The sequence below is a fragment of the Noviherbaspirillum sp. ST9 genome (genome assembly GCF_048799745.1).
Taxonomy (GTDB): domain Bacteria; phylum Pseudomonadota; class Gammaproteobacteria; order Burkholderiales; family Burkholderiaceae_D; genus Noviherbaspirillum.
Window position 1 is genome coordinate 106,498 of sequence record NZ_JBLWFR010000010.1, and the last position, 22,473, is coordinate 128,970.

Here is a 22,473-nt window from a genome sequence, read left to right on the forward strand (position 1 = left end):
GCCTCAGTCCCATCGGATGATTTTACCGGGGTTCAATATGTTTTTGGGATCAAATGCGTGCTTGAGCACGCGCATTGTCTCGATCGCGCCTTCCCCATGCTCCTGCACTAGGAAATCCATCTTGTGCATCCCCACGCCGTGTTCGCCAGTGCATGTGCCGTCCATCGAGATCGCCCTCGCCACCATGCGCGAATTAATGCCCTCGGCCTTGGCCACGTCCGCCTCGTCATGCGGATCCACCATCATCAGCACGTGGAAATTGCCGTCCCCGACATGGCCGACGATGCCGTAGATCATGTCATTTTTTTCACAATCCGCCTGGGTATCGAGGATGCATTCCGCGAGGCGAGAGATCGGCACGCAGGCGTCGGTGGAAATCGAACGCCCGCCCGGTCGCATCTGCAGCATGGCGAAATACGCATTGTGGCGGGCCGCCCAGAGACGCGTGCGGTCTTCCGGACGCGTCGCCCACTCGAAGGCAATCGCGTCGTGTTCGCTGGAGATGTCCTGCACGACCTGCGCCTGCTCCTGCACGCTGTTCTCGCTGCCATGGAATTCGAACAGCAGGATTGGCTTTTCGGGCAGGCTCATCTTGTCGTACGCATTAACGGCCCGCACGCAGTTTTCATCCAGAAACTCCACGCGCGCGACCGGCACGCCCATCTGGATGGTCTGGATCACGGCATTGACCGCCGCCGCCGTGCTGGGAAACGAACACACGGCCGCCGACACAGCTTCCGGTTGGGGATAGAGCCGGACGGTGACCTCGGTGATGATGCCGAGTGTGCCTTCGCTGCCCACGAAGATGCGCGTGAGATCATAGCCGGCGGAGGACTTCTTGGCGCGCGTCCCCGTCTTGATGATGCGGCCGTCGGATGTGACCACCGTCAGCGCGAGCACGTTTTCGCGCATCGTGCCGTAACGCACTGCATTAGTCCCTGAGGCACGCGTGGCAGCCATGCCGCCGAGCGAGGCATCAGCGCCGGGATCGATCGGGAAGAACAGGCCGGTGTCGCGGATGTCCTGGTTGAGTTGCTTGCGGGTCACGCCGGCCTGCACCGTCGCCGTCTGGTCTTCCGCGTGTACCGCCAGTACCTTGTTCATCTGCGACAGGTCGATCGTCACGCCGCCCCGCAGCGCAAGGATGTGGCCTTCCAGCGATGTGCCGGTGCCGTAGGGAATGATCGGGATCTCGTGCGCGCTGCACAGCTTGACCACTTCCGCCACCTCCTCTGTGGTCTGTGCAAACACCACCGCGTCCGGCAACATCGGGTCGTAGGAGGATTCATCCCGCCCGTGGTGCTCGCGCATCGCTTGGGAAGTGGAAACACGGTCTTCGAATATGGCCTGCAGCGCGGCCAGCAATTCGTCCGGCAGGGGCTTCTTGAGCGCGGCCAGTTGGGCGGGGTGGTTCATATTGTCTCCGTTATACGGTTGTCGTTCGATTTTACTCTGATGCCAACAACCCGACTATTGGCGTCCGGATGACAGCGAACGCGGTGTTTTTGCCGTATGCTCGCGTTTTCCCTTTTGCTTGGACATGCCATGGGCAACAGACTTTCGAAAATCGCGACGCGTACTGGCGACAACGGCACGACCGGACTCGGCGACGGCACCCGGGTTCCCAAGGACAGCCTGCGCGTGCATGCGATGGGCGACGTGGACGAACTCAATTCACACATCGGCCTGCTGCTATGCGAAGAACTGCCGCCGGCCTTGCGCGAAGAACTCTTCTCGATCCAGCACGACCTGTTCGACCTCGGCGGCGAGCTGTGCATTCCCGGCTACACGCTGATCACGGATGTGCACGTTGCGCGCCTGGATGCGCTGCTGGAAAAATACAATGCCGACCTGCCGCCGCTGAAGGATTTCATCCTGCCGGCAGGATCGCGCGGCGCGGCGCTTGCGCATGTGTGCCGTACGATCTGCCGCCGCGCCGAGCGCGCGGTCGTCACGCTGGGCAACAACGAAACGCTCAATGCCAATCCGAGGCAATACCTGAACCGGTTGTCCGACCTGCTGTTCGTGCTGTCGCGCGTGCTGAACCGCTTTGCAGGCGGCAGCGACGTGCTGTGGGAGAAGGACAGGAAGCGCGACGTCGAGTGACGGCGGCGAAAAAAAAGCGACGCATATGCGTCGCTTTTTTTATCAGTTGTTGACCACGAGCCTGGGCTCGCCCTTGTCGAAGCGTTTCCGGATGGAAGCGACAATGCCTTTACCGTCCAGCCCGCAAGCGGCGAGCAGGTGCGCCGCATCGCCATGGTCAATGAACTTGTCGGGCAGGCCGAGATGCAGCACCGGTTTCACGATGCCGGCTTCCGCGAGCGCCTCGGACACAGCCGAACCGGCACCGCCCATCACGCAGCCCTCTTCGACTGTCACGAGCACATCGTGCGTCTGCGCCAGCTGCTTGACCAGCTCGACGTCGAGCGGCTTGATGAAGCGCATATTCGCCACCGTGGCATCGAGCGATTCCGCTGCGGCCAAACTTGGCGCGAGCATGGTGCCGAACGCGAGGATTGCGATGTCCTTGCCTTCGCGACGGATTTCACCTTTGCCAAGCGGGATGGTCTTCAGGTCTTTTTCAACGGTCGCACCGATACCGGCTCCACGCGGATAGCGCACCGCCGCCGGCCCCTTGAACTGGTAGGCGGTCGACAGCATGTGGCGGCACTCGTTCTCGTCGGAGGCCGCCATCACGACCATGTTCGGGATGCAGCGCAGGAAGGCGATGTCGTAATTGCCCGCGTGCGTCGCGCCGTCAGCGCCGACGATGCCCGCACGGTCGAGCGCGAAAGTCACGTCAAGGTTCTGCAGCGCCACGTCGTGGATCAACTGGTCATAGCCGCGCTGCAGGAAGGTCGAGTAGATGGCCACCACCGGCTTGAGCCCTTCGCAGGCAAGTCCGGCGGCAAAGGTCACTGCATGCTGCTCGGCGATGCCGACGTCGTAGTAGCGATTCGGGAAACGCTGCTCGAACTGCACCAGGCCGGAACCTTCACGCATGGCCGGCGTGATGCCGACGAGTTTCTCGTCCTGTTCGGCCATGTCGCACAGCCAGTCGCCAAACACCTGGGTGTACGTCACCTTGGTCACCGTCGCCGGCTTGATGCCCTCGGCGGGATTGAACTTGCCGGGACCGTGGTACAGCACCGGGTCGGCTTCGGCCAGCTTGTACCCCTGGCCCTTCTTCGTCACCACGTGCAGGAATTGCGGGCCCTTCAGGTTCTTGAGGTTCTGCAGGGTCGGGACCAGCGACTCGAGGTCGTGGCCATCAATCGGGCCGATGTAGTTGAAGCCGAATTCCTCGAACATCGTCGCCGGCATCACCATGCCCTTGGCATGTTCCTCGAGGCGCTTGGCCAGCTCCAGCATCGGGCCGGGCAGGACCTGCTTGCCGACGTTGCGTGCGGCAGCGTAGAACTTGCCCGACATCAGGCGCGCGAGGTAGCGGTTGAGTGCACCCACCGGCGGCGAGATCGACATGTCGTTGTCGTTCAGGATCACCAGCAGGTTGACGTCGTGGTAGACGCCCGCATTGTTGAGCGCCTCGAAGGCCATGCCGGCGGTCATCGCGCCGTCGCCGATGACGGCAATGGCGTGGCGGTTCTCGCCCTTGCACCGCGCAGCCATAGCCATGCCCAGCGCGGCGGAAATCGAGGTCGAGGAATGCGCGGTGCCGAAGGTGTCGTACTCGCTCTCGTCGCGCTTCGGGAAGCCGGAGATGCCGTTCAACTGGCGCAGCGTGTGCATCTGGTCGCGGCGGCCGGTGAGGATCTTGTGCGGATAGGTCTGGTGCCCCACGTCCCACACGATGCGGTCTTCCGGCGTATTGAACACGTAGTGCAGCGCGATGGTCAGTTCGACCGTGCCGAGGTTCGACGACAGGTGCCCGCCGGTCTTGGATACCGAGTCGAGCACGAAGGCGCGCAATTCGTCCGCCAGCGGCTTGAGTTGCATGCGCGACAGCTTGCGCAGGTCCGCGGGTCCGTTGATGCTCTTCAACAAATCCATACTATGCTTTCCGTTGCACGATCAGGTCCGCGAGTTCGCGGAGGCGTCGTGCCTTGTCTCCGAACGGTGCGAGCGCACGATGTGCGTCGTTCCGCAGTTTTTCCGCCAGTGCCCGGGATTCTTCCAGGCCGAGAATCGATACGTAGGTCGGCTTGTTGTCCGCCGCATCCTTGCCCGCGGTTTTGCCGAGGGTGGCCGAATCGGCCGTCGCATCGAGGACATCGTCCACCACCTGGAACGCCAGGCCGATCGCCGCCGAATAGGCATCCAGCGACTCGGTTTCGTCCGGCGTCAACCGCTTGCCGGCCAATGCGCCCAGCAGCACGGATGCACGCAGCAGGGCGCCGGTCTTCAGGCGATGCATGTTCTCCAGTTCGCCCAGCGACAGCGACATACCGACGCTGTCGAGGTCGATCGCCTGACCGCCGCACATGCCAACCGAGCCGGATGCGCGCGCCAGCAGGCGCAGCATGTCCAGCCTGCGCGCGGCATCGGCGGCGTCTCCTTCCGAGAGCACGATGAACGCTTGCGACTGCAGTGCATCGCCCACCAGCAGGGCGGTCGCTTCGTCGTACTTCACGTGGACTGTCGGCTTGCCACGGCGCAGCGCGTCGTCGTCCATGCAGGGCATGTCGTCGTGTACGAGCGAGTACGCGTGGATCATTTCGACCGCCGCGCCCGCGCGTGCCAGCACGGCCGGATCGGCGTCGAACAGTTCTCCGGCGGCAAACACCAGCAGGGGCCGAACGCGCTTGCCGCCATCGAGTGCGGCGTAACGCATCGCCTCGTGCAGGCGCGAAGGAATATGCGACGACGGCGGCAGGAACGAAGCCAGCGCATCTTCCATAGTGGACTGGACGTCCTTCATCCAGTCCTGAAAACCCAGCGCAACTGTCATTATTCGTCCGCCTCGGGTGCAGTATCGGTAGTGAACGGCTTGAGCATGTCGCCTTCGAGCACCTTCACCTGGCTGTCGACCTTGTCGAGCTGCCCTGCACAATATTTGACCAGTTCGGAGCCGCGCTTGTAGGCGGCCACCGACGCTTCCAGCGGCAATTCACCGGCCTCCATCTGGGCAACGAGCTGCTCCAGTTCGGCCATCGCATCCTCAAAGGACACGGGATCGCCCGCCGGCGATGATTTCTTTGACATGGTGGACAAAATTTAAGTGTAGCCCGATATTTTAGAACAAACCACCTGATGCAGTTGAGGCGCAGAAACGGAGAATTACCCATATAGCGGAAAAATGCGCCGATTCTGCGCAAGATCAAGCGGTATTCCGCCTGGAACAGACCACTGCGGAAGAGTGCATGGCAATCTGGCCTTTTCACACCACGGACACGTTTGTGCGCATACCGGGCTTGCCATTGCATTTTTTATAACGCGCTTCTTGCCGCCTGTTTTGCCTCTCGGTAAAAGCGCTGGGGGACTTGCAATGACCGCTGGGGTATAATCTCCCGTTCTGTCCAAAATTTCCGTTTCATCTTATTTGAATACTGGTTTTTGCGGATTCTTTCTCTCTTAGGTTGGTGCAAATTAATTTGGGGGTGGGGATGTCCGATTTGGCTTCTGTCGCCAAGCTCGCGCAGTCCAACGCGCAACTTCCGGTCAACGTCTACTTCGACGACTCGCTGTTACAGCAGGAAATCAAACAACTTTTTCATCAAGGGCCTCGTTACGTCGGCCATGAGCTCATGGTGCCCAACGCGGGCGACTATGCCACGCTGCCATGGGAAAACGAGGGCCGCATGCTGGTGCGCGGACCGCAGGGTATCGAACTGCTCTCGAACGTGTGCCGTCATCGCCAGGCCAAGATGCTCGACGGCCGGGGCAATGCGAACAACATCGTGTGCCCGCTGCATCGCTGGACCTACGATCTCAAGGGTGAGCTGATCGGGGCGCCGCACTTCGGCGAGACGCCCTGCTCCAACCTGTCGAAAACGCCGCTGCAGAACTGGAACGGCCTGCTGTTCGAGCAGAACGGTTTCGACATCGCGGCATTGATGGGCAAGCTCGGCGTCACGAAGGACCTCGACTTCTCCGGCTACATGCTGGATCACGTCGAGGTGCACGACTGCGACTACAACTGGAAGACCTTCATCGAGGTCTACCTCGAGGACTACCACGTCGAGCCCTTCCATCCTGGCCTGGGCAACTTCGTCACCTGCGACGACCTGCGCTGGGAGTTCGGCGACAACTACAGCGTGCAGACCGTGGGCATCAACAGCGGCCTGTCGAAGTTCGGCTCGCCGAAGTACCGCAAGTGGCAGGAACAGGTCATGAAGTTCCGCAACGGCGTGGCGCCGCCCTATGGCGCGATCTGGCTCACGATCTACCCGAACATCATGGTCGAGTGGTATCCGCATGTGCTGGCCGTGTCCACCGTGTGGCCGAACGGCACGCAGAAGACGACCAACGTCGTCGAGTTCTACTACCCCGAGGAAATCGTGCTGTTCGAGCGCGAGTTCGTCGAGGCCGAACGCGCGGCCTACATGGAGACCTGCATCGAGGACGACGAGATCGGCATTCGCATGGATGCCGGCCGCCGAATCCTGCTCGACCGCGGCGAGAACGAGGTCGGGCCGTACCAGTCGCCGATGGAAGACGGCATGCAGCACTTCCACGAGTGGTACCGCGCACGCATCTCCGTATAAACCTCATCCGGGCGATGCGTCGCATCGCCCGCCTTCCTGCCTGCTCGCCGGATTCGGCGTATCATCGAGGGCTCCCTCGATCCTCCTCACGCAGTTCACCTGTCGGCACGCCCCCATGCAATCGCTCTGGATGTTGTTTGCAAGCTTCGTTTTTTCCATCATGGGCGTGTGCGTGAAGATCGCGTCGCAGACCTACTCCATTTCCGAAATCGTGATGTATCGCGGACTGGTCGGCACCGTCTTCCTCGGCGCGCTGGTCATTGTCCGCGGCGGCACCTTTCGCACCGCGCTGCCCTGGCACCATGTCTGGCGCGGCGCTGTCGGCGTGACCGCGCTCTGGATGTGGTTCTACTCGATCGGCAAGCTTCCAATCGCCACCGGCATGACGCTCAATTACATGTCGCCGATCTGGATCGCCGCCATTCTTTTCACCGTGGGGTGGTGGCGAGGACAGAACAGGTTCGAGTGGGGCCTGGCGACTGCCATCCTGTTCAGCTTCATCGGCGTCACCATGCTGCTGAAACCCGCCTTCCAGGCCGACCAGTGGTTCGCCGGACTCATCGGCCTCGGATCGGGCATGCTCTCGGCGCTTGCTTACCTGCAGGTGAAGAAGCTGGGGCAGATGGGAGAACCGGAATACCGCGTGGTCTTCTATTTTTCCGTGACGGGTTTTCTCGCCGGACTGGCTGGCGCATTCCTCCCCGGTGGCAAAGGCATTGCGCTCAGCGCACACAGCCTGCAGGGCATCGCACTGCTGCTGTCGATCGGCGTCACGGCGACCGTGGCGCAGATGGCAATGACGCGCGCTTACCGGCTCGGGAAAACGCTCGTCACGGCCAACCTCCAGTACACCGGGATTGTATTCTCGAGCATCTGGGGTATCCTGATATGGGGCGATGTGTTGACCTGGACGGGATGGATCGGAATTTCTGTCATCCTGGCTAGCGGCCTCGCCGCCACCTATTACAATGCACGCAAAACCGCGGCGCAGTCCGCGGGCAAGTCGGTTGCCGATGCAAACGATCCGATTGCTACCGAAGTCTAGGAAACCAGGGGACCATGTCTTACACCACGTTGATATCCGCCGAAGACCTTGCACGTCACGTCCATGACGCCGACTGGGTCGTGCTCGACTGCCGCCATGACCTGACCGCGCCTGACGCCGGCAGGGCCGCCTACGAGGGCGGGCATATTCCCGGCGCACAGTTCGCGGATGTGGAATGCGACCTGTCCGACAAGAGCCCGGGACCGCACGGCGAATTCCGCGGACGCCACCCTCTTCCCGAACGTTTTGCCTTCGTTGAGACGCTGCGGCGCTGGGGCGTGAACCATGGCTCCCAGGTCATTGCATACGATGCGCATGGCGGGATGTTCGCGGCGCGCTTGTGGTGGATGCTGCGCTGGACCGGACATGAAGCGGTGGCTGTCCTCGACGGCGGGATACAGGCTTGGCAGGCGCTCGGACTGCCGCTGGCAACCACGCCGGTGTCGCGCCCGCGCGGCAATGCGGAGCCGCACTATCCGCTGGTATCGACCGTGAGCGTCGACGATGTGCTCGCCAACCTGCGCAATCCTGTCTACACCGTCATCGACGCGCGCGCCCCGGACCGCTTCCGCGGCGAGAATGAAACGCTGGATCCGGTCGGCGGCCACATTCCCGGCGCCAAGAATCGCTTCTTCAAGGATAACCTGCAGGCAGATGGACGCTTCAAGTCTCCGGGCGAGTTGCGCGATGATTTCGGCGCGCTGTCGATCGCGCCCGAGAAGACGATCATGCATTGCGGCTCGGGCGTGACCGCCTGCCACAACCTGCTTGCGATGGAAATTGCCGGCCTCAAGCGCCCCGTCCTCTATCCGGGTTCGTGGAGCGAATGGTGCTCGGATCCCTCGCGGCCGGTGGCAACCGATAGCTGATCAGTGGCCATGCGTCTGGCCGGTCAGGAAAAGCACGACCAGCACGCCGACGGCAATCAGCACGACTTGTGGAATGGTTTCGCGCAGCGTCGCGCGGCGCTGCATCTGCGGCATGAGGTCGCTGACTGCGATGTAGATGAAACCCGAAGAGGCAAAGACAAGCACGAAGGGAATCAGGTCGGTCGCACGATCCAGCGCCGCATAACCCACCAGGCCTCCGATAACCGCCATCAGGCTGCATAGCAGGTTGTAGACATACGCGCGCGCCCTGCTGAATCCCGCATTGAGCAGCACGATGAAATCGCCGATCTCCTGCGGAATTTCGTGTGCGACGATCGCCAGCGCGGTAATCAATCCCAATCCAGGATCAGCGAGGAAGGCCGCGGCAATCAGGATGCCGTCGGTGAAGTTGTGCAGTCCATCCCCCACCAGGATCATCCATCCAGCCTTGCCGGCCTCGTGCGCATCGTGACCATGCTCATGTCCGTGGCCGTCGCCTTCATAGTGGTGCGAGTGACGCAGAATGGCCATTTTCTCCAGCAGGAAGAATCCGAGCAGACCGGCGAGCAGCGTCGCAAACAGGGCATGCGCGTCAGCGTCTGACTCGAAGGCCTCGGGCAGCGCATGCAGCAGCGACGTCGACAACAGGATGCCGACCGACAGGCTGACCATGCGTTCGACCATCTTCGACAGGAGCGAAAACGAGAACACCGCCGCTGCGGTAATGCTCAGGACACCGGCGAGCGTCGTGGCAAGCAGGATGGAAGACAGCGGGGAGTCGATTTTGGGGCCTCGGCTTAAATGCAACAAAGTTGCAAATTAAAGCACAGACTGGCTTTTTCGGCAAACGGCCCTGTCGAAGGCCCGTCGGTTTTGGTCAAAAAAAATCCCGGCACGGCCGGGATAGCGATGCGACAGGCCAGTCAGGCCACGCCGTATTTCTTGAACCAGTCCAGGCACCGCTGCCAGGCATCCTTCGCGTCTGACTCGACATAGCTCGGCCGGTAATCCGCATGGAAGGCATGCCCCGCATTCTGGTAAACCACGAACTGGGACTTGCGCCCGCCCTTGGCAAGTTCGCCCTTCATCTTCTCGACGGTATCCAAAGGGATGCCGCCATCTTTTCCGCCGTACAGGCCCAGCACCGGCGTCTTCAACGTGGCGCCGACGTCCACCGGCTGCTGCGGCGTCAGCGCCGTCTTGTCGCCCACGAGGCGGCCATACCACGCGACGCCCGCCTTCACCTTTGGATTGTGCGCCGAATAAAGCCAGGTGATTCGTCCACCCCAGCAGAATCCGGTGATGCCCAACTTGTCCGTGTTGCCGCCATTGCCCCCGGCCCATGCAACGCAGGCATCGAGGTCGGCCATGACCTGCGCATCGGGCACCTTGGCAATGATTTCCTTCTGGATTTCCGGAATCGACGCCATCTTCGCCGGATCGCCCTGGCGGACGAACAAATCCGGCGCGAGGGCGAGATAGCCCTGTTGGGCAAAACGGCGTGCGACGTCGGCGATGTGTTCATGCACGCCGAAAATCTCGGAAACCACGATCACCACCGGCAAGCCGGTCTTGCCTTCCGGCTGTGCGCGATAGACCGGCACTTTCTCGCCGTTGACCGTGATGCTCACCTCACCGGCCGTCAGCCCGGTCGTATCGGTCCTGATCATGGTTTGTGCGGCAACCGGCAGGACCGCCGCCGCGAAACCGGTGCCGAATGCCGTCTTCAGGAATCCTCGGCGGTCGACGCCGTCGGACAGGGGCGTTTTTGCTACAAGACTGTCGAAATCTGCGTTGAAGTTCCGCACTGCAATCCTCCGAATGTCGTGTGTTCGTTCAATGGGCCTCTTCCCAGTTCCTGCCGACACCCACTTCGGCGATCAGCGGAACCTTGAGCTTGCCGACGCTGCTCATCAGCTCGGGAAGCTTGTGTTGAATATACGACAATTCGGATTCGCGCACTTCGAGCACCAATTCGTCGTGCACCTGCATCACCATCTTCGACTCCAGCCGCTCGGCTTCCAGCCAGTCCTGCACGGCGATCATTGAAAGCTTGATGAGGTCGGCCGCTGTCCCCTGCATCGGCGCATTGATCGCCGCACGCTCTGCCGCCTGCCGGCGCGGGCCATTCGGAGAGTTGATTTCCGCGAGCCACAGGCGACGGCCGAATACCGTCTGCACATAGCCGTGCGCCTTGGCCTGCGTGCGCGTGTCGGCCATGTACTGCGCAACGGACGGATAACGCTGGAAGTATTTGTCGATGTACATCTGCGCGGCCGAACGCTCGATGCCGAGGTTGCTCGCGAGGCCGAAAGCGCTCATGCCATAGATCAGTCCGAAGTTGATCACCTTCGCATAGCGACGCTGCTCACTGGTTACGTCCGCTGGCGCAGCGCCGAAAATTTCAGCAGCCGTGGCACGGTGGATGTCTTCACCTTCCGCGAAGGCGCGCAACAGGTTCTCGTCACCCGAAATGTGCGCCATGATGCGCAGTTCGATCTGCGAATAATCGGCCGAGACAATGACGCTGCCCGGCGGTGCGATGAATGCCTCGCGAATGCGCCGACCCTCGGCGGTGCGCACCGGGATGTTCTGCAGGTTAGGGTCGTTCGAGGCGAGGCGTCCCGTAACGGCAACCGCCTGCGCATAATTGGTATGCACGCGTCCGGTGTCCGGGTTGACCATCTTCGGCAGCTTGTCGGTATAGGTCGACTTCAGTTTCGACAAGCCACGATAGTCGAGCAGGATCTTCGGTAGCGGATAATTCTCCGCCAGCTTCTGCAGCACCTCTTCATCGGTGGACGGCGTGCCCGACGGCGTTTTCTTCACCACTGGAAGTTGCAGCCTGTCGAAAAAGATCTCGCCGATCTGCTTCGGCGAGTTGAGGTTGAACGGCTGGCCTGCAAGCTCGTACGCCTGCTTTTCCATCTCCATGATGCGCAAGCCGAGTTCATGCGACTGGGCCGACAGCAAGTCCTTGTCGATCAGCACGCCGTTGCGCTCGATCTTCTGCAGCACGACGGAGGTCGGCACCTCGATCTTTTCATAGATGAACTTCAACCCCTCGTCCTGATGGACGCGCGGCCACATCGCGTTGTGCAGTTGCAGCGTGATGTCCGCGTCCTCGGCGGCATACTCGGTCGCGCGCTCGATGGGAACCTGGTCGAAACAGATTTGCGAAGCGCCCTTGCCGCACACTTCCTCGAACGTGATTGTCTTTCGGTTCAGGTGGCGCAACGCCATGCTGTCCATGTCGTGGCTCTTGTGCGATTCGAATACATAGGACTCGAGCAGTGTGTCGTGTTCGATGCCGCGCAGGATGACGCCATGGTTCGCGAAGATGTGGCTGTCGTACTTGAGGTTCTGCCCGACCTTGCGCTTGCCCGCGTCTTCAAGCCAGGGTTTCAGCTTTTCCAGAACAAGTTCGCGCGAGAGTTGCGCGGGAGCGTCCTGATAGTGATGGGCAACAGGAATGTAGGCGGCGATACCGGGATGGCAGCAGAGGGAGATGCCGACCAGCTGCGCGCGCATCGGTTCAAGCGACGTCGTCTCGGTGTCGACGGAGGTGAGCGCTGCGGCATTGATCGTCTCGATCCAGCGGTCGAGCTGCGCTTCAGTCAGCACCGTTTCGTATTCCGTCTTCTCGGGCGCTGCCGGTGCATCGAACAGGCTGCCCTGCGGCGCTGCGCTTTCCACAGCCGGACGTGCCGGCACGGCGTCGTCTCCGGCCAGCTCGCGCAGCCAGGTCTTGAACCCGTAGCGCTTGAAGAAGTCGATCATCGCGTCCTTGTCCATCGGCTTGGCGACGAGCGACTCCGGAATGGAGACCATGTGGTTGACGAGATCGCAATCGTTCTTGATGGTGATGAGCTTGCGGCCCGTCGGCAACCAGTCGAGCGCACGGCGCAGGTTCTCGCCGACCGCGCCGCCGATGCTTGCGGCCTGCGCGATGATGTTGTCGAGCGTGCCGTACTGCGTGAGCCACTTGACCGCGGTCTTCGGGCCGACCTTGTCAACGCCGGGCACGTTGTCCACCGTGTCGCCGATGAGCGTGAGGTAATCGACGATGCGCTCGGGCGGCACGCCGAACTTTGCCGTCACTCCCGCGATGTCGAGCTTCTCGTTGGTCATGGTGTTGATCAGGGTGACATGCGCATTCACGAGTTGCGCCATGTCCTTGTCGCCCGTCGAGATGACGGCTTCCATCCCGTGCTCGACGGCTTGCGTTGCCAGCGTGCCGATGACGTCGTCGGCTTCGATGCCTTCGACCATCAGGATCGGCCAGCCCAGCGCACGCACTGCTTCGTGGATTGGTTCGATCTGCCGCGCGAGGTCTTCCGGCATCGGCGGACGCTGCGCTTTGTACTCTGGATACAGGTCATCGCGGAAGGTTTTTCCTTTTGCGTCGAACACGCATGCGATGTATGCTGCAGAGTAATCGTTACGGAGTTTGCGCAGCATGTTGATCATGCCGTAGATGGCTCCTGTCGGCGCACCTTCGGCGTTGCGCAGGTCGGGCATTGCATGGAAGGCACGGTACAGGTAGCTGGAACCGTCAACTAACAACAGGGTTTTATTCATATGGTGTCAAAGGGAAAAAACGTGCCGCGCCTGCGGCAGATCGCGGACATCAATCGCGCGACCGCGAAGAAGGCGCGCGAGTCGTGGCATATGCTCACGATTATGGCAGAGTTTATCGAGTCGACCGAACGCCTCGCGGAGTTGCGTCCGGCCGTTTCGATCTTCGGTTCGGCACGCATCAAGCCGGACGATCCGTACTACCAGAAGACGATCGACATCGCGCGCCGGCTGTCCGATGCCGGCCTTGCCGTCATCTCCGGCGGCGGCCCCGGCATCATGGAAGCGGCCAACAAGGGAGCCTTTGAAGGCGCCTCTTCCTCGGTGGGCCTGAACATCGAACTGCCGCATGAACAGGCGAGCAATTCGTGGCAGGACATCTCGATCAGCTTCCGCCATTTCTTTGCGCGCAAGGTGGCCTTCGTCAAGTATGCGGATGCCTACGTGGTCATGCCGGGCGGTTTCGGCACGCTCGACGAATTCACCGAAGTGCTGACGCTGATCCAGACCGGCAAGTCACGCCGCATTCCGGTCATCCTCGTCGGCACGTCGTTCTGGGGCGGACTGATCGACTGGTTCAAGGATAGGCTCGTTGCCGACGGAATGATTGCTCCGCAGGACATGAACCTCATCCAGCTGATCGATGAGCCGGCCAACGTCGTCGAAGCGATCTTTGCTTTTTACGAAGCGCACCACGAACTCCTGTCCGAAGACAGCAAGGAACCGGGCGCTTATCTCTGACGGAAGGAAAGGGGTCGTTTGCTAGAATATTGCCTTGAGGCTTGATTGCTTTCGGGCCAAGGCATTTCAACAACACCCCTACCCTATCATGTGCACAAACAAGGCATGGCGCCTCATCATCGCAGGCATTGCCATCCAGGCAATATCACTGGCCGCTTCGGCCCAGCAGCCTCCAAAACTGGAAAAGCTGGAAGAAGGCGAAGCACCGGCGGTCACCATCCGAAAACCTGACCAGAAGAGCCGAATCCAGGAAAAGCGCGCCCCCGGCGGCAAAGTGACCGAAGTGAAGGTCACCGCCGGCGGCAGCTCGTATGTGGTAAAACCGAACGAATCCGCCGGCAGCGCGCAGCCGGGCGATCTGCAGAGTAATACAATTCGTCCTGCGCAGTGGGAAGTGAAGGAATTCGACCTCGGCAGGCCGAAGACGAAGGAACAGGAAGAAGCGCAAGCCGCCGACATTCCTGTTCCGCCGGAAGCCCCCGCGAAGAAATAAACCCGTGCGCGACGGCGCGTCGCCCGATTTTCGACCTTTATTCAATTCGACTCATGGCAGTATTCACCCCGGTCAGCCTCGATGACCTCCAACCCTGGCTCACGCAGTTTTCCCTCGGCAAACCGCTCGCGGTCAAAGGCATTTCATCCGGCATTGAAAACAGCAATTTCTTCCTGACGACCGAAACGGGCGAATATGTCCTGACGATCTTCGAAAAGCTGACATTCGAGCAACTGCCGTTTTACCTGGAACTGATGCGCCACCTTGCCGACCGCGGCGTACTGGTGCCGGGACCGATTGCCAACCGCAACGGTGATATCCTGCATGCGCTGCACGGCAAGCCGACGGCCATCGTGACGAAGCTGGAAGGCACGTCGCAGCTGGACCCGAAGCCCGTGCACTGCGCCGCCGTCGGCGCCATGCTGGCGAAAATGCATCTTGCCGGACAGGACTTCCCGATCCAGCAGCCAAACCTGCGTGGTCTGGAATGGTGGCGCGCAACGACTCCGGTCGTCCTGCCCTACCTGCCTGAAGAAGCACAGCACCTGCTGCGCGCGGAAATCCATACGCAGGAAGCCTTCGCCGCGTCGGCGATCTACCACCAGTTGCCGCGTGGCCCGGTGCATGCCGACCTGTTCCGCAACAATGTGATGTTCGACGGCGAGCGCCTGACCGGCTTCTTCGATTTCTACTTTGCCGGATGCGACACCTGGATCTTTGACGTCGCGGTGACGGTCAACGACTGGTGCATCAACCTGCAGACGGGCGAACTCGACGAGGTCCGCGTGCGTGCAATGCTCGACGCTTACCATCGTGTGCGTCCCTTCACCCTTGCCGAAAAGGCAGCATGGCGTCCCACGCTGCAGGCGGGGGCGCTGCGCTTCTGGCTGTCGCGCCTGTATGACTTCTACATGCCGCGCGAGGCGGAGATGCTGACGCCGCACGATCCGACGCATTTCGAACGCATCCTGCGCGAGCGCATCAACAAACCGGTTCCGGAATTATTCTGACGATGGACAAACTACCCCCAATCGCCGGCTGGAACTGGGTCAAGGAAGGATTCGCGCTGTTCCGCAAGCAACCGGCCGAGATTTCCACGCTGTTCCTGGCCTACATGTTCCTGATGATGGCCGTCGGCTTCCTGCCCCTCCTCGGACAGGTGCTGCCGCTGGTGCTCATCCCGGTATTCTCGATGGCCTTCATGCAAGCCTGCCTGCAGATTGAACAAGGCAAGAAGGTGTATCCCAACCTGTTGCTGGCCGGCTTCCGCTCGCCCGCAGTGAAGCGCCTGCTGCAGCTCGGCGTCCTGTACCTCGTTGCCGCGGTCATTGCCGTTGCGGCGTCGGCAGTCATTGACGGCGGTATGTTCTGGGAAATCATGTCGGGTCAAAAGGCCCTGGACACGGACGCGATCCGTGGTTCCAACCTGTCGCTGTCGATGATGTTCTCGGCGGCCGTCTACACCCCGGCCGCGATGGCCTTCTGGTATGCCGCGCCACTGATCGCCTGGCAGGACATGGGCATCGGCAAGGCAATCTTCTACAGCTTCTTTGCCGTCAAGCGTTCCGGCATGGCGTTCCTCGTCTACGGACTGTCGTGGGTGCTCATCGGCGTGATCCTGCCCGCAGTGCTCAGCAGCATCGTCGCGCTGGTCGTCGGCAAGGCTTTCGCGGTCATGATCGTGCTGCTGACCGTGTCTCTCGTGCTGACGGTCGTTATGTACTGCTCCTTCTACCCCACGTACACCCACGTCTTCGGACGCCCGGACTCCCGGACCGTCCCATCCCTGCCCCAATAAGGGCGCGCCGCCGGGCGCGCTTTTGCACGACGGCAACAAACCTCCTATACTCGCTGAATGCCGCCGCCCGACTTTCTTCGGGCGGCTTCGCGTGGAGGCGTGGATGATCAAGAAAATCGGCATTCGCCAACTGAAAGTCGGCATGTTCGTGCACGACTTCAGCTGCCACTGGATCGATCATCCGTTCGCGCGCAACCGCCTCCTCATTACCTCCGACGACGACATCCGGAAAGTCGTCGAGGCCGGAATCCACGAGCTGTACATCGACACGGAAAAGGGCCTCGACGTCGCCGATGCGCCCACCGCGGAGCAGGCACAAAAAGCGCTCGAAAAGGAACTCGTGGCCATCGCCGCCGGACAGCCTGCAACCGTAGCACGCGTCACACTCGCCGAAGAAATGAACCGTGCCAGGCAGGTCAAGAACCAGGCACACCAGCTGGTGCGCACCGTCATGCACGACGCGCGCCTGGGCAAGGCGATCGAGCTGGACCAGGTCGAACCGGTGGTGCAGAACATCACCGAATCCATCCTGCGCAATCCCGGCGCCCTGACCGGACTCCTTCGCATCAAGAACAAGGACGACTACACCTTCCTGCATTCGGTCAGCGTCTGCACCCTGCTGGTGGCCTTCTGTCGTTCGTCCGGCATCGATCCGGAACTGACGCGCCAGGCAGGACTGGGTGGGCTGCTGCATGACACCGGGAAGGCACTGGTTCCGGACGCGGTGCTGAACAAGCCGGGCAGGCTGACCGACGAGGAATTCGAGATCATCCGCAAGCATCCGAAGGATGGTTACGACATCCTGCTGAAGACGCCGGGTGTGGGAGAGATCCCGCTGGACATCACCCTGCATCATCATGAACGGATGGACGGCAGCGGCTATCCGGACAAGCTGCCCGGTGAAAAGATCAGCACCGTGGCGCAGATGGCGGCCATCGTCGACGTGTACGACGCGATCACCGCCGATCGCTGCTACCACAAGGGCATGTCGGCGGCGGAAGCGCTGCGCAAGATCTTCGAGTGGAGCAAGTTCCACTTCAATCCGCAGCACGTGCAAAGCTTCATGCGCTGCGTCGGCATTTACCCGGTCGGCACGCTGGTGCTGCTGGAATCCGGCCGGCTTGGCGTGGTGATCGAACCGCATGAGACGAACCTGCTGGCGCCGAAGGTCAGAGCTTTCTTCAGCGCCAAGTCCAACACCTACATCAAGCCGGTCGATGTCGACCTGTCAAAACCGCTCGGCCTCGGCGGCGGCGACAAGATCGTCAGCCACGAGTCACGCGAGAAGTGGCGCGTGGATCCGATGAAGTTTTTCGAGTTTGCGCAGTAGCGTCAACTCACGCGTTCCAGCTTCGCAATATTCAGGTCGAGCAGCTTCATGCCATGCTTACCGAAATTGATATGGGCGCGCGTATTGGTGCCGCTGCCCTCGATGTTGACGATCACGCCTTCACCGAACTTCTGATGTGACACCGACTCGCCGATGCGCCAGCCGGAATCCTTGCGGCTGAAGGTTTGCGCGATCTTGTTGGCACCTGCTTCGGGCGCATCGTCCCACGCAGACTTGCGCGTATTGCCGAACCATTGCGGCTGCACTTTCGGGGACAGCCACTTGATCGCCTCTTCAGGCAACTCTTCGAGAAAGCGCGACTTCATGTTGTAACGCGTCTGGCCGTGCAGCATGCGCGTCTGCGAGAAGCTCAGGAAAAGCCGCTTCTTGGCGCGCGTGATGGCCACGTACATCAGGCGCCGCTCTTCCTCCAGCCCGCCCTCTTCCTGCGCGCTGTTCTCGTGCGGGAACAAGCCCTCTTCCAAGCCCGTGATGAACACGGCGTCAAACTCCAGTCCCTTGGCCGAATGCACCGTCATCAGCTGCAAGGCATCCTGCCCCGCCTGCGCCTGGTTGTCGCCCGCCTCCAAGGATGCGTGCGAGAGGAATGCCGACAGCGGCGACATCACGGTGGGCAGGGGTGCGTCCGCATCCAGGACTTCATCGCCGTTTGGCAGCGGCACACCCGCGGAAGCCTGCGCCTTCGGCCCGATCAGCGCCGGCTGGTCGATGCCGAAGCCCTCTTCCGACACGAAGAGCATGGCGGCGCTGACCAACTGCTCCAGGTTCTCGATGCGGTCCGCGCCTTCCTTCTCGGTCTGGTAGTGCGCAATCAGCGTGCTCATGTCGAGCATCACCTGCACCATTTCCTGCAACGGCAGGTTCTGCGTCTCGAAGCGCATGGCTTCAACCAGCTTGACGAAGGACCCGAGCGAGGTTCCCGCCTTGCCGGTCACGTAAGGCACCGCCGCATACAGCGAAATGCCGTACTGGCGTGCCGCGTCCTGCAACTGCTCGATGGAGCGCGCGCCAATGCCGCGCGTGGGGAAATTCACCACGCGCAGGAAGGCCGAATCGTTGTGCGGATTGTCCATCAACTGCAGGTAGGCGATCGCATGCTTGATCTCCGCGCGCTCGAAGAAGCGCTGGCCGCCGTACACGCGGTACGGAATACCGGCGGTGAACAGCGCGTGTTCGATCACGCGCGATTGCGCATTCGAGCGATACAGGATCGCGATCTCGCTGCGTGCCGCCCCCTCGTTGATCAGGCTCTTCGCCTGTTCGATCACCCATTGCGCTTCCTGGATGTCGCTCGTCGCTTCATAGATCCGCAGCTGCTCGCCATGGCCTGCATCGGTACGCAAGTTCTTGCCGAGGCGCTTGCTGTTGTTGGCGATCAGGATATTCGCGGCATCGAGGATGTGGCCATGCGAGCGGTAGTTCTGTTCCAGCTTGATCAGGTTCTGCACGCGGAATTCGCGCTCGAAGGCAACCATGTTGCCCACATTCGCGCCGCGGAAGGCATAGATGCTCTGGTCGTCGTCGCCGACCGCGAACACCGCATTGTGCTCGCCGGCCATCAGCTTGAGCCACGCATATTGCAGGTTGTTGGTGTCCTGGAATTCGTCGACCAGGATGTGCTTGAAGCGCGCCTGGTAATGCTCGCGCAGCGGCTGGTTGCGCGTCATAAGCTCATAGGTGCGCAGCAGGAGTTCCGCGAAATCCACCACGCCTTCGCGCTGGCACTGCTGGTCGTAGGCTTCGTACAGCTCCACGAAGCGGCGGTTGTAGTCGTCGTTCGCGTCGACGTCCTTCGCGCGCAGTCCCTGCTCCTTCGCATTGTTGATGAAGTACATCAGGTTGCGCGGCGGGTATTTCTCATCGTCCACGTTCAGCGTCTTCAGCAGGCGCTTGATGGCGGAAAGCTGGTCGGCGGAATCGAGGATCTGAAAAGTCTGCGGCAAGCCGGCGTCGCGATAATGTGCACGAAGCAGGCGGTTGCACAGACCGTGGAAGGTACCGATCCACATGCCGCGCGTGTTGATCGGCAGCATCGCCGACAGCCGCGACATCATCTCCTTTGCAGCCTTGTTCGTAAACGTCACAGCCAGCACACCGGCCGGTGACACCTGGGCGGTCTGGATCAGCCAGGCGATGCGCGTAGTAAGCACCCGCGTTTTGCCCGAGCCGGCGCCGGCGAGGATCAGTGCGGATTGATTGGGAAGCGTGACCGCGGCGAGCTGTTCCGCGTTGAGGTTGTGGAGGAGATTTTGCATCCGCAGATTATAAGCGTGCGGCCCGCTCGGCTGTGAGGATAATCCTTGCCCGCCCGCTGTTGCCGCTTCCGCAATTGATCTCCTTGCAAGTACCGCTCAAGTCGGCCACGGGAGCGCAACAGGTTCGCCGTTCGGCAACCATACCCCGACCGGCGTGGAAGCGAAGACGGCGGTCGTTTGCAAGGGCTCCTTCCCAACGCTGATGATCTGATGGTCGACATGCGGCGGAATCACGATGGTCATGTTCGCCGAGAAACGCTCCACGCGTCCGTCCGCGTGCAATTCTCCCTCGCCGGCCGTACAGAGCACCACTTCCTCGCAGTCATGGCGATGCGGCGGGGTTGCACCGCCGGGTGCGATGGATTGCTGCCAGATTGAAAGATGTTCGAGTCCGTTCTCGCGTCCGGCCAGCGTGACGTGATCGATACCGGGAAAGGCCGTCGGCGACGGCGCCTGGTTGGACATGATGTGCATTGCGGTCTCCTTGATCGTTTGTCGCTGCCGTCGGCGACGGCACGAAGGAAGTATGCGACAGGAAGATCGCCGATAGAATGACAATAAATGTCGTAATATTAAGGAAAATTTTTCCTCAATCGACCATGAGCGGATTCAGCCAGTTTCTTGCGTTCGCCTGCGCCGCACGTCACGGCAGCTTTGCCGTCGCGGCCCGCGAAATGGGGGTCACGCCCTCCACCGTCGCCAAGCGCATCGTCCGCCTCGAAGAGCAGCTCGGACTGAAGCTTTTCCACCGGACGACCCGACAGGTGACGCTGACCTCGGACGGCGAGGCGCTGTTTGCCCGTTGCGAACGCATCCTTGCCGAGATCGACGAACTGGAAACCCTTGCGGCAGGTGCCAGCGGAGAACCGCGCGGCGAACTGCGCATCAATGTCCCCATTACCTACGGCAAGCGCGTCGTACTCCCGGCCCTGGCGAAGCTCCTGTTGCGCCATCCTGAATTGACGGCCGACGTACGCCTGTCCGACCAGTTCTGCGACCTGGTCAAGGATGGCATGGATGCCGCGATCCGCATCAGCGCCCTCGACGATTCACGTCTTGCGAGCCGGCAGATCGGATCGCAGCAATTAGCCGTCTTCGCGAGCCCCGATTACCTCAAGCGGCACGGCACGCCGAAGCACCCGTCAAAACTCGATGGCCACAGCTTCATCCTGTTCCGCAACCCAACGTCCGGCCGCGACCGGCCGGTGCAATTCGCCATCGACGGCAAGACAATCGACACGCATCCACCGCGCCGCATCCTGCTTGACGACGGTGAAGGCATGGTCAAGGCGGCCTGCCTGGGGCTGGGTCTCACGCAGGTGCCGGATTACATGGCGTCCGAGGAACTGGCACAGGGCAGCCTCGTCGAAGTGCTGCGCAACTTCCAGCCGCCTCCGCTGCCCATCAGCGTCATCTGGCCCGGAAACCGGCTGATGCCGCCGCGCGTGCGCGCTTTCATCGATGCCTTGACCAGCAAGTAGAATGGCTTGTTGCCTTCAACAAGGGGATGACTTGACTCAGCACATAGAAGCTTCAGACGAACGCTACTGGTTGGACATTCGGTCCCAGTACGAACCGAGCCCGGACTTCATCAACCTCGAAAACGGTTACTTCGGCATGGCGAGTCGACCGGTCATGGATGCGCTGGAAGCGTACAACCTGCTGGTGAACCGCGAGGCGGCATTCTTCATGCGCACGAAGTATCCGCAACGCCTTGCGGATGTGGTGCAGTCGCTGGCCGCATTTTTCGGCGTCAGTGCCGATGAAGTCCTCGTCGTGCGTAATCCGACCGAGGGCATGAACATCCTGATCCAAGGGTATCCCTTCGGTCCGGACGACGAGGTTGTCGTCGCCGACCAGGACTACGACAGCGTGAAGGAAACGCTCACGATGATGGAACAGCGCGGACGCTTCCGGCTCGCGCCCGTGCAGTTGCCGTTTCATCCTGTCGACGATGAAGAAATTCTTGCCGCCTACAGAAAGGCCATTACGCCGAAGACTCGCGTGTTGATCGTCACACACCTGCTTCACCGCACGGGACAGATCCTTCCTGTGGCAAAAATTGCGCGCATGGCTCAGGACCTCGGTATCGATGTGTTTGTCGACGCGGCGCATTCCTTCGCGCATATCGACTACCGGCTTCCGGAACTGCAGAGCAGCTTTGTCGTCGTCCATCTGCATAAATGGTTGGGCGCCCCGCTGGGTGTGGGAATGCTGTATATCCGGAGCAACCGGGTCAGGGACATTGCGCCCCTGTATGGCGATACCTCGCATGCCGCCGAAGATATTCGCAAACTCGCCCGTTTCGGCACGACACCGCCGGGCCCCATCCTCGCGATCGAAGACGCGATCGCCTTCCACAACCGCATCGGCGGCAGGAACAAGGAGGCGCGTTTGCGCTACCTGAAGGAATGCTGGGTGAATGAAGCGAAGACGCTGCAGCGCATTGAGCTCATGATCCCGGATGCGCCGGAACGCTCATGCGGTATTGCCGCCTTCCGCGTAAAGGATAGGGATGCGCAGGCTGTCGTCGATTACCTGCTGGCTGAGCACCGGATCTTCACAGTCGCACCAATGGTCGGCACCACGCGCGTGGTGCGCGTCACGCCGCACTTGTACAACACACCGGAAGAAATGGCGAAGCTCGTCCATGCGCTTCGCCAGTTGCCCTGACC

20 protein-coding genes are annotated in these 22,473 nt (G+C 61.3%); 11 read left to right on the plus strand and 9 right to left on the minus strand.

Translation table 11 applies throughout. The annotated features are described in order from the left end of the window. Nucleotides 1-3: 3 nt before the first annotated feature. Nucleotides 4-1,416, minus strand: a complete 1,413-nt coding sequence (locus ACNOHI_RS21785) for an FAD-binding oxidoreductase (RefSeq protein WP_420476808.1) — start codon at nucleotides 1,414-1,416, stop codon at nucleotides 4-6. A 129-nt stretch (nucleotides 1,417-1,545) separates the two neighbouring features. Here ACNOHI_RS21785 and ACNOHI_RS21790 point away from each other — a divergent pair, with 129 nt between their 5' ends. Beyond that, entirely contained in the window at nucleotides 1,546-2,106 is a 561-nt protein-coding gene (locus tag ACNOHI_RS21790; protein ID WP_420476809.1) for a cob(I)yrinic acid a,c-diamide adenosyltransferase, read from the plus strand. 42 nt (nucleotides 2,107-2,148) lie between these two features. Here ACNOHI_RS21790 and dxs read toward each other — a convergent pair whose 3' ends face one another. Genes dxs through ACNOHI_RS21805 form a run of 3 tightly spaced genes read right to left on the minus strand, consistent with a single transcriptional unit; the run spans nucleotide 2,149 to nucleotide 5,166 of the window. Continuing rightward, the gene (gene dxs, locus ACNOHI_RS21795) at nucleotides 2,149-4,014 is read right to left on the minus strand and encodes a 1-deoxy-D-xylulose-5-phosphate synthase (RefSeq protein WP_420476810.1); all 1,866 of its coding nucleotides are present in this window, start codon (nucleotides 4,012-4,014) and stop codon (nucleotides 2,149-2,151) included. A 1-nt stretch (nucleotide 4,015) separates the two neighbouring features. Then, nucleotides 4,016-4,912, minus strand: a complete 897-nt coding sequence (locus tag ACNOHI_RS21800; protein ID WP_420476811.1) for a polyprenyl synthetase family protein — start codon at nucleotides 4,910-4,912, stop codon at nucleotides 4,016-4,018. Beyond that, nucleotides 4,912-5,166 (minus strand): exodeoxyribonuclease VII small subunit, encoded by a 255-nt coding sequence (locus ACNOHI_RS21805; protein ID WP_420476812.1) that lies wholly within the window; start codon nucleotides 5,164-5,166, stop codon nucleotides 4,912-4,914. The genes ACNOHI_RS21800 and ACNOHI_RS21805 overlap by 1 nt, the downstream gene beginning before the upstream one ends. A 401-nt stretch (nucleotides 5,167-5,567) precedes the next feature. Between ACNOHI_RS21805 and ACNOHI_RS21810 the strand changes: the two genes are divergently transcribed. The 3 genes from ACNOHI_RS21810 (at nucleotide 5,568) to ACNOHI_RS21820 (ending at nucleotide 8,582) form a co-directional block, all read left to right on the plus strand. Further along, a complete protein-coding gene (locus tag ACNOHI_RS21810) occupies nucleotides 5,568-6,668 on the plus strand; it encodes an aromatic ring-hydroxylating oxygenase subunit alpha (protein WP_420476813.1) in 1,101 nt (366 codons plus the stop codon). A gap of 115 nt (nucleotides 6,669-6,783) precedes the next feature. Next, the gene (locus tag ACNOHI_RS21815) at nucleotides 6,784-7,713 is read left to right on the plus strand and encodes a DMT family transporter (RefSeq protein WP_420476814.1); all 930 of its coding nucleotides are present in this window, start codon (nucleotides 6,784-6,786) and stop codon (nucleotides 7,711-7,713) included. A 14-nt stretch (nucleotides 7,714-7,727) separates the two neighbouring features. Then, on the plus strand, nucleotides 7,728-8,582 hold the full coding sequence (locus tag ACNOHI_RS21820; protein WP_420476815.1) for a sulfurtransferase: 855 nt from the start codon (nucleotides 7,728-7,730) through the stop codon (nucleotides 8,580-8,582). On the opposite strand, the gene ACNOHI_RS21825 is transcribed toward ACNOHI_RS21820, so the two are convergent. The 3 genes from ACNOHI_RS21825 to polA form a co-directional block, all read right to left on the minus strand. Beyond that, nucleotides 8,583-9,266 (minus strand): ZIP family metal transporter, encoded by a 684-nt coding sequence (locus tag ACNOHI_RS21825; RefSeq protein WP_420476887.1) that lies wholly within the window; start codon nucleotides 9,264-9,266, stop codon nucleotides 8,583-8,585. Nucleotides 9,267-9,505: 239 nt separating this feature from the next. Further along, a complete protein-coding gene (locus ACNOHI_RS21830; protein ID WP_420476816.1) occupies nucleotides 9,506-10,390 on the minus strand; it encodes a dienelactone hydrolase family protein in 885 nt (294 codons plus the stop codon). 28 nt (nucleotides 10,391-10,418) lie between these two features. Next, nucleotides 10,419-13,163, minus strand: coding sequence for a DNA polymerase I (gene polA, locus ACNOHI_RS21835; RefSeq protein ID WP_420476817.1), 2,745 nt, complete (start codon nucleotides 13,161-13,163; stop codon nucleotides 10,419-10,421). Between polA and ACNOHI_RS21840 the strand changes: the two genes are divergently transcribed. The 5 genes from ACNOHI_RS21840 (at nucleotide 13,164) to ACNOHI_RS21860 (ending at nucleotide 17,522) form a co-directional block, all read left to right on the plus strand. Next, the gene (locus tag ACNOHI_RS21840; protein WP_420476818.1) at nucleotides 13,164-13,901 is read left to right on the plus strand and encodes a TIGR00730 family Rossman fold protein; all 738 of its coding nucleotides are present in this window, start codon (nucleotides 13,164-13,166) and stop codon (nucleotides 13,899-13,901) included. It begins immediately after the preceding gene. An 88-nt stretch (nucleotides 13,902-13,989) separates the two neighbouring features. Next, nucleotides 13,990-14,394 carry a DUF2782 domain-containing protein gene (locus ACNOHI_RS21845; RefSeq protein ID WP_420476819.1) on the plus strand — a complete coding sequence of 135 codons (405 nt, stop codon included), beginning with the start codon at nucleotides 13,990-13,992 and terminating at the stop codon, nucleotides 14,392-14,394. A 53-nt stretch (nucleotides 14,395-14,447) separates the two neighbouring features. Further along, nucleotides 14,448-15,404, plus strand: a complete 957-nt coding sequence (locus ACNOHI_RS21850; protein ID WP_420476820.1) for a homoserine kinase — start codon at nucleotides 14,448-14,450, stop codon at nucleotides 15,402-15,404. A gap of 2 nt (nucleotides 15,405-15,406) precedes the next feature. Next, nucleotides 15,407-16,192: a BPSS1780 family membrane protein gene (locus ACNOHI_RS21855; RefSeq protein ID WP_420476821.1), complete on the plus strand. Its 786-nt coding sequence runs from the start codon at nucleotides 15,407-15,409 to the stop codon at nucleotides 16,190-16,192. A 103-nt stretch (nucleotides 16,193-16,295) separates the two neighbouring features. Beyond that, nucleotides 16,296-17,522, plus strand: coding sequence for an HD-GYP domain-containing protein (locus tag ACNOHI_RS21860; RefSeq protein WP_420476822.1), 1,227 nt, complete (start codon nucleotides 16,296-16,298; stop codon nucleotides 17,520-17,522). A gap of 2 nt (nucleotides 17,523-17,524) precedes the next feature. Here ACNOHI_RS21860 and ACNOHI_RS21865 read toward each other — a convergent pair whose 3' ends face one another. Both ACNOHI_RS21865 and ACNOHI_RS21870 read right to left on the minus strand, forming a co-directional pair. Then, a complete protein-coding gene (locus ACNOHI_RS21865; protein WP_420476823.1) occupies nucleotides 17,525-19,798 on the minus strand; it encodes a UvrD-helicase domain-containing protein in 2,274 nt (757 codons plus the stop codon). Between the two features lie 96 nt (nucleotides 19,799-19,894). After that, on the minus strand, nucleotides 19,895-20,272 hold the full coding sequence (locus ACNOHI_RS21870; RefSeq protein ID WP_420476824.1) for a cupin domain-containing protein: 378 nt from the start codon (nucleotides 20,270-20,272) through the stop codon (nucleotides 19,895-19,897). A gap of 125 nt (nucleotides 20,273-20,397) precedes the next feature. Between ACNOHI_RS21870 and ACNOHI_RS21875 the strand changes: the two genes are divergently transcribed. Continuing rightward, nucleotides 20,398-21,279, plus strand: coding sequence for a LysR family transcriptional regulator (locus ACNOHI_RS21875; protein WP_420476825.1), 882 nt, complete (start codon nucleotides 20,398-20,400; stop codon nucleotides 21,277-21,279). Nucleotides 21,280-21,310: 31 nt separating this feature from the next. Continuing rightward, nucleotides 21,311-22,471, plus strand: coding sequence for an aminotransferase class V-fold PLP-dependent enzyme (locus ACNOHI_RS21880; protein WP_420476826.1), 1,161 nt, complete (start codon nucleotides 21,311-21,313; stop codon nucleotides 22,469-22,471). Nucleotides 22,472-22,473 lie beyond the last annotated feature (2 nt).

Coding starts and splice junctions, on each gene's coding strand:
- ACNOHI_RS21800 (WP_420476811.1), bottom strand. CDS start 4,912: ATGACAGTTGCGCTGGGTTTTCAGGACTGGATGAAGGACGTCCAGTCC.
- ACNOHI_RS21810 (WP_420476813.1), top strand. CDS start 5,568: ATGTCCGATTTGGCTTCTGTCGCCAAGCTCGCGCAGTCCAACGCGCAA.
- ACNOHI_RS21820 (WP_420476815.1), top strand. CDS start 7,728: ATGTCTTACACCACGTTGATATCCGCCGAAGACCTTGCACGTCACGTC.
- ACNOHI_RS21855 (WP_420476821.1), top strand. CDS start 15,407: ATGGACAAACTACCCCCAATCGCCGGCTGGAACTGGGTCAAGGAAGGA.
- ACNOHI_RS21790 (WP_420476809.1), top strand. CDS start 1,546: ATGGGCAACAGACTTTCGAAAATCGCGACGCGTACTGGCGACAACGGC.
- ACNOHI_RS21815 (WP_420476814.1), top strand. CDS start 6,784: ATGCAATCGCTCTGGATGTTGTTTGCAAGCTTCGTTTTTTCCATCATG.
- ACNOHI_RS21845 (WP_420476819.1), top strand. CDS start 13,990: ATGTGCACAAACAAGGCATGGCGCCTCATCATCGCAGGCATTGCCATC.
- polA (WP_420476817.1), bottom strand. CDS start 13,163: ATGAATAAAACCCTGTTGTTAGTTGACGGTTCCAGCTACCTGTACCGT.
- ACNOHI_RS21865 (WP_420476823.1), bottom strand. CDS start 19,798: ATGCAAAATCTCCTCCACAACCTCAACGCGGAACAGCTCGCCGCGGTC.
- dxs (WP_420476810.1), bottom strand. CDS start 4,014: ATGGATTTGTTGAAGAGCATCAACGGACCCGCGGACCTGCGCAAGCTG.
- ACNOHI_RS21785 (WP_420476808.1), bottom strand. CDS start 1,416: ATGAACCACCCCGCCCAACTGGCCGCGCTCAAGAAGCCCCTGCCGGAC.
- ACNOHI_RS21805 (WP_420476812.1), bottom strand. CDS start 5,166: ATGTCAAAGAAATCATCGCCGGCGGGCGATCCCGTGTCCTTTGAGGAT.
- ACNOHI_RS21870 (WP_420476824.1), bottom strand. CDS start 20,272: ATGCACATCATGTCCAACCAGGCGCCGTCGCCGACGGCCTTTCCCGGT.
- ACNOHI_RS21860 (WP_420476822.1), top strand. CDS start 16,296: ATGATCAAGAAAATCGGCATTCGCCAACTGAAAGTCGGCATGTTCGTG.
- ACNOHI_RS21850 (WP_420476820.1), top strand. CDS start 14,448: ATGGCAGTATTCACCCCGGTCAGCCTCGATGACCTCCAACCCTGGCTC.
- ACNOHI_RS21840 (WP_420476818.1), top strand. CDS start 13,164: ATGGTGTCAAAGGGAAAAAACGTGCCGCGCCTGCGGCAGATCGCGGAC.
- ACNOHI_RS21875 (WP_420476825.1), top strand. CDS start 20,398: ATGAGCGGATTCAGCCAGTTTCTTGCGTTCGCCTGCGCCGCACGTCAC.
- ACNOHI_RS21825 (WP_420476887.1), bottom strand. CDS start 9,266: ATGGTCGAACGCATGGTCAGCCTGTCGGTCGGCATCCTGTTGTCGACG.